Annotated in this window: 15 protein-coding genes; 7 read left to right on the top strand and 8 right to left on the bottom strand. The window is 58.8% G+C overall.

What is annotated here, in order from left to right:
• Window positions 1-50 precede the first annotated feature (50 nt).
• Window positions 51-1,019, top strand: coding sequence for a LysR family transcriptional regulator (locus BLU28_RS17600; RefSeq protein ID WP_004441221.1), 969 nt, complete (start codon window positions 51-53; stop codon window positions 1,017-1,019).
• A 273-nt stretch (window positions 1,020-1,292) separates the two neighbouring features.
• Window positions 1,293-1,835, top strand: a complete 543-nt coding sequence (locus tag BLU28_RS17595) for a DUF2087 domain-containing protein (protein WP_034495776.1) — start codon at window positions 1,293-1,295, stop codon at window positions 1,833-1,835.
• Window positions 1,836-1,877: 42 nt separating this feature from the next.
• Here the strand turns inward: BLU28_RS17595 and BLU28_RS17590 are convergent, their stop codons facing one another.
• The 3 genes from BLU28_RS17590 to BLU28_RS17580 form a co-directional block, all read right to left on the bottom strand.
• Window positions 1,878-3,866 carry a bifunctional 2',3'-cyclic-nucleotide 2'-phosphodiesterase/3'-nucleotidase gene (locus BLU28_RS17590; protein ID WP_077987794.1) on the bottom strand — a complete coding sequence of 663 codons (1,989 nt, stop codon included), beginning with the start codon at window positions 3,864-3,866 and terminating at the stop codon, window positions 1,878-1,880.
• A gap of 207 nt (window positions 3,867-4,073) precedes the next feature.
• The gene (locus BLU28_RS17585; RefSeq protein WP_004441225.1) at window positions 4,074-4,409 is read right to left on the bottom strand and encodes a PilZ domain-containing protein; all 336 of its coding nucleotides are present in this window, start codon (window positions 4,407-4,409) and stop codon (window positions 4,074-4,076) included.
• 99 nt (window positions 4,410-4,508) lie between these two features.
• On the bottom strand, window positions 4,509-4,976 hold the full coding sequence (locus BLU28_RS17580) for a DUF1203 domain-containing protein (protein ID WP_004441226.1): 468 nt from the start codon (window positions 4,974-4,976) through the stop codon (window positions 4,509-4,511).
• 162 nt (window positions 4,977-5,138) lie between these two features.
• On the opposite strand from BLU28_RS17580, the gene BLU28_RS17575 reads away from it, so the two are divergent.
• Both BLU28_RS17575 and BLU28_RS17570 read left to right on the top strand, forming a co-directional pair.
• Window positions 5,139-6,026: a DUF4344 domain-containing metallopeptidase gene (locus BLU28_RS17575; protein ID WP_092651359.1), complete on the top strand. Its 888-nt coding sequence runs from the start codon at window positions 5,139-5,141 to the stop codon at window positions 6,024-6,026.
• Between the two features lie 54 nt (window positions 6,027-6,080).
• Window positions 6,081-6,725 (top strand): dihydrofolate reductase family protein, encoded by a 645-nt coding sequence (locus tag BLU28_RS17570; protein WP_045534286.1) that lies wholly within the window; start codon window positions 6,081-6,083, stop codon window positions 6,723-6,725.
• Between the two features lie 64 nt (window positions 6,726-6,789).
• On the opposite strand, the gene sseA is transcribed toward BLU28_RS17570, so the two are convergent.
• The 4 genes from sseA to BLU28_RS17550 all read right to left on the bottom strand — a co-directional run bounded on the left by sseA (window position 6,790) and on the right by BLU28_RS17550 (window position 11,577).
• Entirely contained in the window at window positions 6,790-8,211 is a 1,422-nt protein-coding gene (gene sseA, locus BLU28_RS17565) for a 3-mercaptopyruvate sulfurtransferase (RefSeq protein ID WP_022556006.1), read from the bottom strand.
• 16 nt (window positions 8,212-8,227) lie between these two features.
• On the bottom strand, window positions 8,228-8,965 hold the full coding sequence (locus tag BLU28_RS17560) for an alanyl-tRNA editing protein (RefSeq protein ID WP_077987795.1): 738 nt from the start codon (window positions 8,963-8,965) through the stop codon (window positions 8,228-8,230).
• 12 nt (window positions 8,966-8,977) lie between these two features.
• Window positions 8,978-10,015 carry a cysteine synthase A gene (locus BLU28_RS17555; protein WP_006697960.1) on the bottom strand — a complete coding sequence of 346 codons (1,038 nt, stop codon included), beginning with the start codon at window positions 10,013-10,015 and terminating at the stop codon, window positions 8,978-8,980.
• A gap of 122 nt (window positions 10,016-10,137) precedes the next feature.
• A complete protein-coding gene (locus BLU28_RS17550; RefSeq protein WP_077987796.1) occupies window positions 10,138-11,577 on the bottom strand; it encodes a cryptochrome/photolyase family protein in 1,440 nt (479 codons plus the stop codon).
• Between the two features lie 188 nt (window positions 11,578-11,765).
• On the opposite strand from BLU28_RS17550, the gene BLU28_RS17545 reads away from it, so the two are divergent.
• The 3 genes from BLU28_RS17545 to BLU28_RS17535 all read left to right on the top strand — a co-directional run bounded on the left by BLU28_RS17545 (window position 11,766) and on the right by BLU28_RS17535 (window position 13,283).
• Window positions 11,766-12,035 (top strand): DUF982 domain-containing protein, encoded by a 270-nt coding sequence (locus BLU28_RS17545; RefSeq protein WP_006697962.1) that lies wholly within the window; start codon window positions 11,766-11,768, stop codon window positions 12,033-12,035.
• Window positions 12,036-12,168: 133 nt separating this feature from the next.
• Entirely contained in the window at window positions 12,169-12,726 is a 558-nt protein-coding gene (locus BLU28_RS17540; protein ID WP_077987798.1) for a methylated-DNA--[protein]-cysteine S-methyltransferase, read from the top strand.
• A 113-nt stretch (window positions 12,727-12,839) separates the two neighbouring features.
• The gene (locus BLU28_RS17535; RefSeq protein WP_004441240.1) at window positions 12,840-13,283 is read left to right on the top strand and encodes a TIGR02594 family protein; all 444 of its coding nucleotides are present in this window, start codon (window positions 12,840-12,842) and stop codon (window positions 13,281-13,283) included.
• Window positions 13,284-13,332: 49 nt separating this feature from the next.
• Here BLU28_RS17535 and BLU28_RS17530 read toward each other — a convergent pair whose 3' ends face one another.
• Window positions 13,333-13,572 (bottom strand): hypothetical protein, encoded by a 240-nt coding sequence (locus BLU28_RS17530; RefSeq protein WP_077987799.1) that lies wholly within the window; start codon window positions 13,570-13,572, stop codon window positions 13,333-13,335.
• Between the last annotated feature and the right edge of the window lie 169 nt (window positions 13,573-13,741).

Genomic DNA, 13,741 nt, shown 5'->3' with positions numbered 1-13,741 from the left:
AAGAAAACTGTGATAATGTGGAAGCAATCTATCGATGAAATGGATGGGACATGGACGCGAACCCAACGCTCGATCAATTGCAGGTATTCTTGACGGTTGCCGAGACCGGCAGTTTTTCCGCCGCATCGCGGGCGCTCAATCGTGCCCAGTCGGTGGTCAGTTACACCATCGCCAATCTCGAAGCGCAGCTTGAGGTTACGCTTTTTGAGCGCAACGGTGTGCGCCAGCCGAAGCTGACGGACGAAGGGCGCGCCATGCTGGAGGATGCAAGGCGCATCGTCGCTGGCCTGCAGGAAATGCGTGCCCGTGCCAAGGGGCTGAAACAGGGGCTGGAAGCGGAACTTTCCGTAGCTATCAGCACCATGGTGCCGGCGGAGGCCGTGGTGGCTGTGCTGCGGGATTTTCGCAGGCAATTCCCAACCGTAGCCCTCAGCCTCAATGTTGGCGAGCTGGGCATGGTCATGGACATGGTGCTCTCCCGCAAGGCAGGCATCGGCATTGGTGGGGCGATGCTGCGTCAGGATGATGAGCTCGTCGTCGAAAAGGTGGGCCATTCCTTCATGCTGCCGGTCGTCGCGTCGGATCACCCGCTGGCGCAGATCGAACGCCCGCTGGTTCTCGCCGACGTGCGCGAGGAGGTTCAGCTTGTCGTCACCGATGCCTCCGGCCTGACCAAGGGCCGCGATTTCAATGTTCTCTCCTACAAGACATGGCGGGTCAGCGACATCGCCACCAAATACCAGCTTATCAAGGGCGGTCTCGGCTGGGGCGGTCTGCCCGCATCGATCGTCCGCAACGATCTTACCAATGGCAGCCTCAAGGTGCTCGAACTCGAGGCCTATGAGCAGGGGGAATATCCGCTGTTTGCACTGCGACGGGTGGATTCGCCTGCGGGTCCGGCGGGGCAATGGCTCGCCGAGGCTTTTCAGCAGCGCCTGTCCGCCTGCCCGAATCATAAGGATTTCAACGGTATGCTTGCTGCCAGCAAACAGAGGACCATTGCTGTCGCCGCTGAGTGATATTGGCTAATTATATGTGGACCGGCCGGGCCTGCTTCTTGCCCCGGCTGGGAGAGGAAACGCGCGGCAACCTCGGCGCTATGCCAGCAGAGACCAATTGACGTGGGCGGATCGCCTGCCTATACCTAATCACGGTCTGCAGTTCACCGAGGCATCGCCGTCCCGCATGGGAAGCTAAACCTGCATATTTATGGTTTGACAGCACTTATCCCGTGCCTTGTCGGAAGCCGGCGATCAGCGACACCTTTTCGGAATGGCACTTGAGGGTAAGTCATGCCACGTTCGATCCTTTCCATTGATATCGCCGATCTCTCGACCTTTGCCAAATCCGTGCGCGCGCAGATCGGCAGGCTGGACCGCCAGCCGAGCCATGTGGAGATGCTCAATCTTCTGAGCCGGGCTGCCGGTTTTCGAAATTTCCAGCATCTGCGCGCTGACCGCATCTCTTCCGCCGAAAGCACAACCGCTCAGCCTGAGCTGCTGCCAGCCGTCAATGAGGGCAGGGTGCTGAAGACCGTTCGTGTCTTTGATGCCGCCGGCCGGCTGATGCAATGGCCGGCCCGCCGGTCGCATCAGGAACTGTGCCTCTGGTATCTCTGGGCAAAAATTCCCGCCGGGCAGAGTTTTTCCGAGCGAGAATTCAGCAGCTTTCTGGATAGCCTGCACCTGTTCGGGGATGCGGCAATGCTGAGGCGCGACATGGTTGGCCTGAGACTCATCCGCCGTAACCGTGACGGCAGCGACTATCGGCGTGTCGAACAGAAGCCGCCGCAGGAACTGCCGATGCTGTTACGCACGTTGGCTGGGCGCGACTAGGAAAATACCTCCCGGCGACAGGTCGCCGGGAGGGCACGGTCGTTAAAGAATCAGGCGGAACTTCGCGAAACCTTCCGCGCCGTCGCCGGCATCCTCGATCCTGGCGCCCTTGATGTCGGCTGCGTAATGGCGTCCCTTGGGCCCGGTCTCGAAGACGGCGGTGGTGTTTTCCACCGGTGCAAAGGACCAGTTGGCATCCGCGGACGGGTTGATGGTGCCCTGATCGATGATATAGCGCACGATCACGTCGCGGTTTGTATCGGGCGCGACGAAGATCACCTTGTCGCCGGCGATATCGGGGAATTTGCCGCCGCCGCTTGCACGGTAATTATTGGTGGCAACCACGAATTTCTGTTCGGGATCGATCGGCTTGCCATTGAACTGCAGATTGACGATGCGGTTGCTGTCCGGGTTGACCGCCTTGCCGTCCTTGTCAAATTTCGCCGGTTTGGAAATGTCGATCTGATAAGTCACGCCATCGATCACGTCGAAATTATAGGACGGGAAGTCTGGGTTGAGCAGTGGCGCATCCTTGGCACCGGCCTCAACCGTATTGAACATGCCGGCGGACATTTCCAGCCAGTTCTTCACCTGCGCCCCGTCGATCAGCACTGCCTGCACCGTGTTGGGATAAAGATAGAGATCGGCGACGTTCTTGATGGCGATGTCACCGGCGGGGACATCGGTGTAATAATCCGCGCCGCCACGACCGCCCGATTTGAACGGTGCCGCTGCCGAAAGCACGGGCAGATCCTTATACTGCCCTTCCTTCAGCATGTCCTTGATGTACCAGGTCTGGGCGTTGGAGACGATCTGCACGGACGGATCGTCTGCCACCAGCGCGAAATAGGAATAGAGCGGCGCGGATGTCTTGCCGACCGGGCGGCGCACATAGGCAAGGGCCGCTTCGTGATCCACCTTGGCTGCGGCGAGAACCTCCGGCTTTTCGGTATAGTCAGCAACGACCTTGCGATTTTCATCGCGATGGTAGATCGGGCGGGCTTCTGAGGTGAAGTCGACGATCTTCCAGCTCTTGCCATCCTTTTCAAGCAGCAGGTCGATAAGGCCCATATGGGAGCCCCAGAAGCCGGCCATGACCGCCGGCTTGCCCATCAGCGTACCCTTGACCGCATCAGCACCCTCGATGCCGTCCCAGGTCTTCGGACCGGGGAAAACAAGGTGCTGGTGGCCGGTGAAGATCGCATCAATGCCTTCAACGGCTGCGAGATACAGCGATGCGTTTTCCATGCGCTCGGTCTGGCCCTTGCCGTCGATGCCGGAATGGGAAAGGGCGATGATGATATCCGCGCCTTCCTCCTTCATGACAGGCACCCAGGCTTTCGCCGCCTCGACGATGTCACGCGTCTGCGCCTTGCCCTCGAGATTCTTGGAATCCCACATCATGATCTGAGGCGGCACGAAACCGATGATGCCGACCTTGACCGGGCTGGTGACGCCGCCGCCATCGCGGATCTGTTTTTCCAGAATGACATAGGGCTTGAAGAACAGCTCGTCGTTCTTCGGATCGGAAGCCAGCTGCCCCTTGGTGAGGTTGGCGCACACATAGGGGAAACCGGCGCCCGCCAGCGTGTTCGACATATAGTCGAGACCGTAGTTGAATTCGTGGTTGCCAAGCGTGCCGCAATCGTAGCCCAACACGTTCATGGCGTTGATGACAGGGTGCTTGTCGCCGGCCTTCATGCCGCGCTCATAGGCGATGTAGTCGCCGAGCGGGTTGCCCTGCAGGAAGTCGCCGTTATCCACCAGCATCGAGTTCCCGGCTTCGGCGCGGATGGTGTCTATGATCGAGGCAGTGCGCGCCAGACCCATCGTGTCGTTCGGCTTGTCGGCGTAATAATCATAGGGAAAGACGTGAACATGGATATCGGTCGTTTCCATGATGCGCAGATGCGCCTGGTTGGCCGCCGCACGCGCAGCAAAAGGGTGCAACATCACCAGCGCCGAAGTGGCTGCAATGCCACCCAGAAGCGAGCGCCGGGTAATGGGGTGGAGGGCGAGAAGCGACGACATGGGAACTCCTTCGGATGAAGCTTGCTCTGTCTTTAAAGACGACAGGGTAGAAGCAATCGCAGAGGAGTCCATCACCAAAATGACAGGCCCATGACAGATGGGCCGGTTTTCAACCGTTTGATAAATTTTTTGTCAGTGACGTGCGGCGCAGGTTCCGCCGCACTGGAAAATGCGCGTCATTTGTTCCGCGCATTGTAATGCTCCGGATCAGCGGGCCAGTGTCGGTTTCACGTCTTCGTGGAAGAAACGGAAATAGGAAGAGAGCTGTGCCAGCGTGTTGGTGGAAAGCTTGAGCTGCAGACCAAGACGGTTCATGTGTTGCCACTGCACGACGCCCTCGATGAAGCCCAGATCCTCACTCTGCACCTTGACCCGGCTACCCTTGGCGGCAGCGAAAGGCCCGTCCAGCTCGAGCGCCATTCCGGTTGCCGACAGATCGACGACACGTCCTCTGGTCGACTGGCTGAAATAATGCACAGTCGCAAAGATCCTTGTCTTGCTGCGAGGCGCGGTCCGGGTCGCCATATTGAGGTTGTTTGTCATTTTGCTACTCAAATCAATTGTTTCCGATGCATGCAGATTAACCTGTAAAAGTTTGAAACCCGTTTAGCCGTTCGGTTAAAATTCTAGACAATGCTGTGATTATGCTTTGGCGATACGGCATTGGTAACAGTTGTTTCGTGCGGAACGGACGTGGACATAGGCGACGTCTTCGCGCCCCAGAAGTGCCCGCGCCCGCGAGGCGATCTCGCCGGTGGCCGTTACCGCACCCGTGCCATAGACAATACGGTCATCGTCGCCATATCCGCGCACGATATAATCGGGGCTGTCCAGCATCGGCGGAAGGATATCTGTCAGTGGATAACGATCGCAGGCTTCGGCATGCAGGAAGACCGGCCCAGTCTCGGCGTAGGGCTGCAGCGAGGGAAACGGCCGGTAGGCGAGTACGAGCATGGCTTCACCCGCGCCGATCTGGTCGAGGCAGTGGCGACACGGCATGCCGCCGGGAGAAACGGCTGTTTCCGGTCGATTGCCATAGGCATCGGCGGCGCCCGCGCGGAAATCCTCGGCGTCCTTAGCCGGCATTGCGGTGAAAACGATATTGGTCATGGCGGCCTCTTCTGGCTGGGATCGGCGTTGCTTCTTTGCAGCTATGGTCCCGAAACGCGCTGCTATCCACCCGATTCTTGACAGCTGATGCAACCAGCCCATTGCGTGACTCGTTAGGTTCGGGAATCAGTGACGCTCCTCGTTCCCGGAAGGTCTGATTTTATGTTCCGTCGTTTTCTGGCCGCCGTTCCGCTGGCTTTCGTATCGTTGACGGCTCCGATTGATGCCGAGGCGCAGGTCGCCTCCGGTCTCGACGGCCTGTCCGACGATCAGCTCCAGCAGGCGGTCAATTTCGTCATCGGCAACGCGATTTTTTCGCTCTACCATGAGGGCGCGCGCATGCTGATCTCGGATTTCGGCACGGCGGACACGGGAAGTGTACAGGCCCCGGCCGACCAACTGGCAGGAACGCTGATCCTGCAGGCCAATGAAGAATGGCTTGACACCGCGCTCGTGAACGCCACCGACAGCTGGTATCTCGCACGTGAGGCGGAGACGCTTCCTGAGCACGAAGCCCCTGTCTTCTCCGCGTTGGTGCCCGACAGGAGCCGCGACCGCAACATGGCCTGCCTGATGGTGGGCCGCGACAAGGACGGTTATGGCGATCTCGCCGCCATGATGGGGCTTCCCAATGCCGAATTTGACAAATGCGCCGCGGCCTATCCGGCGGTCGCTTCGGCCTGGGATAATTTTCTCGCGCCCCACCGCAGTCAGACGCCTTCCAGGTTCTCCGTCAGCTACGTGCCGCCGCGCGATCCGGAACTTGAACCCTATGCCATCATGATCAAGGAATCGAAGGTCCTCGATCTCATCAGCCGCAGCTTTGGCGGTTATGGCCTGAAAGGGGACGTGAAGCTGACGGCCAAGTCCTGCGGTCGCCCGGATGTCTACTGGTCGGCGGAAAAGCGCGAGATCACCTATTGTTATGAACTCGGCAAGTTCCAGGCGGAACTCATTGCCGATCATCTATTGAACACGGTCACCGAAGACAAGGGCGCAGCCGGCGGGCAGATCCCGACTGCCGCGGTTAATCTGGAACGGGAAATCTGAGGCCAGGGTTGCAGTCGCGGATAGCCTGGCCTCCTCATGACGGAGGAGAGTGCCGTGCCGAAGGTTGTCGTTCGCAATTTCGCCATCTCGCTTGACGGATATGGGGCAGGACCAGATCAAAGTCTGCAGAACCCGCTGGGTGTGAAGGGTGAAGAATTGCACCAATGGGCCTTCAAGACCCGCACCTTTCACCGCATGTTCGGTAAAGACGGCGGCTCGACCGGCACCGACGAGGATTTTTCCGAAAAGAGCTTTGAAAATATCGGAGCATGGATTTTAGGCCGCAACATGTTCGGGCCGGTGCGCGGCGCGTGGCCGGATGAAAACTGGAAAGGCTGGTGGGGCGACGAGCCGCCTTATCATGTTCCAGTCTTCGTCCTGACGCATCACGCGCGACCGTCCTTCACGATGCAGGGCGGTACTGTCTTCCATTTCGTGACCGACGGCATCGAGGCGGCGCTCGACATGGCGCTGGCGGCGGCAAATGGCAGGGATGTCCGCATCGGCGGCGGGGTTTCCACTATCCGGCAATATATGACGGCGCGCCTGATAGATGAGCTGCATCTGGCGCTGGCGCCGGTTTTTCTCGGGCGCGGCGAACAATTATTCGAAGGCATGGATTTGCCCGCCCTCGGTTACCGCTGCACGGGAGCGGTGGCGGGCGAGGGCGCGACACATCTGATTATCGACAAAGCGTGAGCGCCGCGTCCCTTTTCCCTCCCGTGAACAACACGGGATGATAAGGCGCGTAAACCGCTACCCCTCAATTGCGTAGCGATATCTCCAGGAGCTCCGTATCGGCCAACGGCTCCACCCAGGCCTCATAGGTGCCCACGGGCGAAAAGCCCATCATCTGGTAGAGCTGCAAGGCGCGCGGATGGTCGAGCGTGTTGGTCGTCACCGTCACCCGCTGCGGATTGTCCTGCCAGGCGGCGTAAAGCGCCTGCAACAGGAACCACTTGCCGACACCAGCGCCGATCGCTTCTTCGAGCAGCCCGAAATAAGAAAGCTCTGTCACCTCGTCGCTTGTCTTGTTCAGCTCGAAGAAACCGGCGGGCGCACCGTTCATATAAAGAACCGTAACGCTGTTTTTCGGATCGCGTAGGATGGCGGAAAGTTCAGCATCGCTCATGCGCATGCGTTTTTGCCAATGCCATCGCTTTCCAACCCGCCAGTACAGATAGCGGTAAAAATGCAGGGGAATATTGTTGACCCGCATCAGCGCCGTCTGGATGTTGACGGGGATCGGCAGGCTGACCTTCGGCGGTGCCGTCATTTCGAGCTGCGTCACGTGCGCCTTCAATGGGCCGTGCGACAGCGTGGGGATCGCATCCGCCGGACCGGTAACCACCGGCGTGTCCTGTAATCCGCCCCATTCCGACCATGAGCCGTCATAGAGAGAATTGTCCTGATGACCGAGCGATTCCAGCGCCAGGGTAATGACGGCTGCCGTTACACCCGAACCGCAGCTCGTTACGACGGGCTTCGTAAGATCGATGCCGGCATCGGTCACCATTTTGCGGATTGCCGTAAGGTCCTTGAAGTGGCCGTTTTCGGAAAAGGCTGTCGCCGGCAGGCTGCGTGCACCGGGCATATGGCCCGAACGCATGCCCGCACGCGGCTCGGCTTCCTCGCCGGTAAAGCGGCCAGCACCGCGAGCATCTGCAATCTGCTTTTCGCCGCTGTCGACAATACCGCGCATGGTGCCAAGCGAGGTCACACGTTTTTCGTTGAAATCGGGTGTGAAGGTTGTGGGCTCAATTTCCGGCGCGCCGGTTTCCAGCGGCCGGCCTTCGCGCTTCCAGCCGTCCAGTCCGCCATCCAGCACATAGGCCTTGCGCACGCCCATTACCCGCAGCATCCACCAGACGCGGGGTGCGGAAAAGAAGCCCGGACCATCATAGACCACGATCGTATCGGTCTCGCTGAGGCCGAGCGCGCCGGCCTGTTCCGCGAAAAATTCAGGCGAGGGCAGGGAGTGCGGCAGGCCGGTCGTGTGATCGGCGATTTTATCCTGGTCGAAGAACACGGCGCCAGGAAGGTGACCTGCCGCATATTCTTCTGCGCCGTTGCGCTTATGCGCCGGCAGATACCAGGAGGCATCGACGATGCGAAACCCGGGCGTGCCGAGCTGTTTCTCAACCCAGTCCGCCGAAACGACGAAACGGCTCTTATCCGTGCTCACGATGTCTCTCCCGATCTCAGGCAACAGCTTCAGGCGCGCCGAAACGAATGCGGAACCGCCTGTTCTCCTTGCCCTTCTTTTCTATCTTGGCAATGTGAATATCGCCCACTTCCTGCGTTTCGGATACATGGGTGCCGCCGCAGGGCTGGCTGTCTATGCTGGAATTTTCACCGATGCAGACGAGGCTGACCCGACCGAGGCCCATTGGCGGACGCACATTCTTGGATTTGACAATGCCGGGATTGGCCTGAAGCTCCTCGTCCGTGATCCATTGCAGGAAAACGGGATGATTGGCTCTCACCAGTTCCATCAGCCTGGCGGTTACGTCGTCTTTGTCAATGGTCTCCGACATGTCGAAATCGACACGCGACTCGTCCTCACCAACGGCTGCTCCCGTGATCGGCCATTGGCAGACGACGGAGAGCAGATGGCAGGCCGTGTGCATGCGCATCAACTTGTAACGACGCGGCCAGTCCACATGCAGCGTCAGCTTTTCCCCGACTTCAGGAGACGGCTGATCCTCAAGCGGGACATGGATGATGACGCTCTTGTCGGCGCCATGCTTTGTAATGCCGAGCGCGATGCGCGAACCATCAGCGCGCTCGAGAAAGCCGGTATCGCCAGGCTGGCCGCCCGAGGTGGCATAAAAACAGGTCTGGTCGAACTCTATGCCGCCGTCCTCATGCACCGCCGTGACGATCGCTTCTGCGGTGGAAAGATAAAAATCGTCACGGAACAGGGCATTCACAGGCATTTCGGCATGTCCTCAAACGGTTTCGTACGGAACCGAAATATCGGTTTTCGTCGCCAGCCACTGCGGAACGGGAAGGCCCTTGGACCGCAGGAACTCTGGATTGAAGAGCTTCGACTGATAACGATTGCCGTAGTCGCAAAGTATCGTCACGATTGTATGCCCCGGACCAAGCTCACGGGCAAGCCGGATCGCGCCAGCGATATTGATGCCGGTGGAGCCGCCGAGGCACAGGCCTTCCTTCGTTACCAGATCGAAAAGGATGGGCAACGCTTCCGCATCCGGAATGCGATAGGAGAAATCCGGTGTGAAACCCTCGAGATTGGCGGTGATGCGCCCTTGCCCGATGCCTTCCGTGATGGAGGTGCCTTCCGATTTCAGGACGCCATTCTTATAGAATTCGTAGAGGGCCGCTCCCTCGGGATCGGCAAGGCCGATCTTGATGTCGGGATTGAAATCGCGAAGGCCGTCCGCCACACCCGCCAGCGTTCCGCCGGAGCCGACCGCGCAGATGAAACCGTCGACCTTGCCATCCGTCTGGTCCCATATTTCGGGAGCAGTGGTCTCGATATGAGCCTGTCTGTTGGCGATATTGTCGAACTGGTTAGCCCAGATCGCGCCGTTTTCATCCGTCGCCGCAAGCTGTCTCGCTAGCCGGCCGGATACTTTCACGTAATTGTTCGGGTTGGAGTATGGAGCTGCCGGGACTTCGACCAGCTTTGCGCCGAGAAGCTTCAGCGCGTCCTTCTTTTCCTGGCTCTGCGTTTCGGGAATGACGATGACCGTCCTGTAACCGAGCGCATTGGCGACCAGCGAAAGGCCGATGCCGGTATTGCCCGCCGTGCCTTCCACGATGGTGCCGCCCCGGCGCAATTGTCCGCGCCTTTCGGCGTCGCGGATGATGTAGAGCGCGGCGCGATCCTTTACGGACTGGCCAGGATTGAGGAATTCCGCCTTGCCGAGGATTTCGCACCCCGTCGCTTCAGAAGCAGCTTTCAGACGGATGAGCGGCGTATTGCCGATGGCACTGAGCGCAGAGGGGTGAATGGTCATGATTGAGCCTTCTTGTCTGAGCGGAAATTAGGTGCCGTTATGTCCCGGTACAACCGCTTCAAGGCAAGAAATTATCTTCCCGGCTTCGGCTTCGCCACGCAAAATTTTGCCGATACCCAGTTTTATGTCTTCTTCTTCACTCTGGCATAGGCAGCAAGTGCTCTCTCCCGCGCCCTGCCATGGTCGACAATGGGGTTCGGGTAGGTTTCCCCGAGCGTGATGCCCGCTTTGGTAAGCACCTCTTTCGGGGCCTCGAAGGGCTTGTGAATATATTTGCGCTCTAGCCTTGCAAGCTCCGGTACGAAACGGCGGACATAATCGCCGTCCCCATCGAATTTTTCGCCTTGCAGGATAGGGTTGAAGATGCGGAAAAATGGCGAGGCATCCGCTCCCGAACCCGCCACCCACTGCCAGTTGGCGGCATTGGAGGCCGGATCGGCGTCCACGAGCGTATCGCGGAACCATTTCTCACCCTTGCGCCAATCGATCAGCAGATGCTTGATGAGGAAGGACGCCACGATCATGCGGACGCGGTTATGCATCGTGCCGTGGCGCCATAGTTGCCGCATCCCGGCATCCACGATCGGATAGCCGGTCATGCCGCGCGTCCAGGCCGTGAAGGATTTGTCATCGTCCCGCCAGTTGAAGGCGTCGAAACTGTCGTTCCAGTTCTTTTCGTCCAGCTCGGGAAAATGAAACAGGAGGTGATAGCAGAATTCCCGCCAGACGATTTCCTTGCGAAAACGGCTGATATCGTTTGAGGCGATGTGGCGGGAAAGTCCCTTCGTGGCATGCCAGACGGTGGCGGGTGAGATTTCTCCTAATGCGAGGTGCGGTGAAAGCCGGGAAGTCGCGTCCTTCGCCGGCAGGTCGCGGCCCTCTTCATAACCTTTCAGTGCGCCGTCAATGAAATCGGAGAGCTTCTCCCGGGCCCCGTCTTCGCCAGGCGTCCAGATATCGCTAAACTCCCTTGCCCAGTCAGGCCCTTTGGGCAGCAGCTGCCATTCGTCGAGCGTTTCCGATCTTGGCCAATTCCTGGGCGCGTTGAGTCTGTCTGGCGCATCCGCAGGCGCGTGGGGCTCTTCGCCGCCCTCCAGAGCGCGCCAGAACGGTGTATAGACCCGGTAGGGACCACCGGATTTCGTCTGCAGCTTCGATGGCTCATGCAGCAGATGTCCGGAAAAGCTTCGTACCGTCAGGCCTTCATCCCGGAGCACGCGTTTTAGGGCCTTGTCGGTCGAAATACCTTCAGGATCATAGCGGCGGTTCCAGAATACGGTGTCTGCGCCGGTTTCCGCGACCAGCCTGCGCAAAACCTCCTCGGCGTCGCCGCTGGCAAGCACGAGGCGGCTGCCTGTTTTCTTGAGCGCGGCATGAAGCGCAGTGAGCGAGTGGTGAAGCCACCATTCCTGCGCACGCCCCAGCGCGCCGCAACATTTTTCCCTGATATAGACGGGGATGACGGGACCTTTATGGTCGGCCGCCGCAAGCAAAGCGAGGTTGTCCAAAAGGCGGAGGTCCTTGCGGAACCACACGATGACGGGAGAGGCTTTTGTCTGCATGGGAGGGCCCGGTTCACTTCCGTTTGAACGAGTGTTGAAACGCTTTGTTCCGCAAATCGGCTAGAATGGAAAGATGGGACACATGGTTTCTCGAGGGTTATTTTTTCGCTCTTGAAACCGCAGGTGAAGGGAACCAACTGGAGGAGCCAGCGTTTGTCGCGGGTTAATAGAGCATGGAAGTGCAATCAATGTTGCTGAATGACGTTAAGTGGGAAAAGCCCGTTACCATCTCCCTTGAAAACGGTGCCCCTCGAATTTTCACAGGCGTTTACGAAGCCTTCGATTTTCTCCAGCATGAGTGGCCCGAGCGGGGAGACAAGGCGCACGAACAGGCGCTTCGCCTGTGCCGCGCCTCGCTCATGGGCGATGTGGCGGGAGAGATAGCCCGCACGGCCTTCGTCGCCGCCAGCCGGCAGGCGCGCTGCCTCGTTGAGGAGCCGGAAAAAATCGCATCCTGAGCCGATTTTGGAACTGACGTGTGAAAGGCCACCCGCCCAAAACGGGTGGCTTTTTTGTTGTGCGGCAGGAAACGGGTTGTTTCGAATGCGGGATATGGCATCGTGCAGGCGAAAAGGCGAATGAGTGACGGTGATGGGCAGCCACTACGGCTATATTGTTTTTCCAACGGCGCTTGGCCATTGCGGCCTCGCATGGGCGGGGCGAGGTATCGTGCGTCTGCAATTGCCGGGAGCGGACGCCGGCGAAACGGAAAAGCTCCTTCAGAAGCGCCTGCCGTCCGCCTCCATCGCCGTTCCCGAGACGCGGACACGTGAGGTGATTGCGATGATCACCCGTTATTTCGGCGGTGAGGCAATCGATTTTAAGGCCGTGGACCTTGATCTCGCCGGGCAGGAACGATTTTTTCTCGACGTCTATGCCGTCGCGCGACAGATCGGTTGGGGCAACACGACGACGTATGGCGGCATCGTGAAGACACTCGGTCTTGGCATGGAGAGAGCACGTGACGTCGGCCAGGCAATGGCGAAAAATCCGGTGCCGCTGATCATTCCGTGTCACCGGGTCCTTGCCGCAGGTGGCAGGCTTGGCGGCTTCTCCGCACCGGGCGGAACCACTACCAAATTGCGGATGCTGGACCTTGAAAATGCCGGCCGTAGCCGTGCGGATGATGCGCAGGGCAGCCTGTTCTGAAGCAATGACAGATCAGCCCGCATGAATAGGCGTCTGATTTCTGCCCATTTCTCGTCAAATTGTCGCTAAATTGTCACAATACACGAACGCCCGCTAACATAAGGGCGAGACGTTTGAGAGTATCCGCGTTAATTCTATCCGTTGCCTTGTCTTTTACAGTCGTGGCACCGGCCTCGGCTGGCATGCTGAACCAGGCTGAGAAATACACCGGGCTGCATGAGTCCAAGAACAACAAGAGCCTCAAGAACATTCTTGGGGCAAATCCGAGAAGTACGCCGTGGTGCGGCCTTTTCCTGCATGCCGTAGCCAGCAAGGCCGGCCGGCAATCACCCAAATCCTACGGATTTGCGAAATCCTGGAGTTCCTTCGGTTATGCCGTCCCGGTCGGCCAGGCAAAGCCCGGTGATGTCGTCGTCATCCGCAACGGCCGGGGATATCATGCTGGTATTCTAAAGAGCATGAGCGGCAAGACCGCACAAATCCTGGGCGGCAACCAATCGGGCAGGGTGCAGGTCTCGAATTTTAACCGCAAGGCCATCGTTTCGGTTCGGCGATAAATTCCCTGCATTTCCTTGATAAAGGCGGGCCTCGACCCGCCTTTTCCTTTTAAGGCTGTTCTCTCGTGCCTGGCGCCGCCTCGCGCTGGTCGTCGTCCTCCAGATCGGTGGCGACAATGAAAGCATCCTCGTGCTGCCTTGCAGCCTGCCGGCGTGCACGCAGGTTCATGCTCTCGTCCGGATAAATCTCGCCTTCCTTGTCTTTCAACTCGCTGTCTGTCTCGAAACGCGCAACGTTGTCGTCTTCAATATCAAGCGGTTCGGTTTTCGGCTTCTGCGGGGTGTTCATGAAGCGATCTCCTGCTGGTTTCTGCGGGCCAAACGCTCGGCAGCCGATGCCGGTTCCCTTTCTCGCCAAAATGCTCATTCGTCGCAGGTCGATGCGGAACTAACTCTGGCATTTTTTGTTTTTTCAATGGCACAATTGAAGCTGGTGCAACGCAAAGAGGGAGGTCCGT

Origin of the sequence: Agrobacterium pusense (assembly GCF_900102105.1) — a bacterium.
GTDB lineage: Bacteria > Pseudomonadota > Alphaproteobacteria > Rhizobiales > Rhizobiaceae > Agrobacterium > Agrobacterium pusense.
Note: the sequence above shows the minus strand (reverse complement) of the source record. Positions and strands in the feature narration are given on the sequence as shown.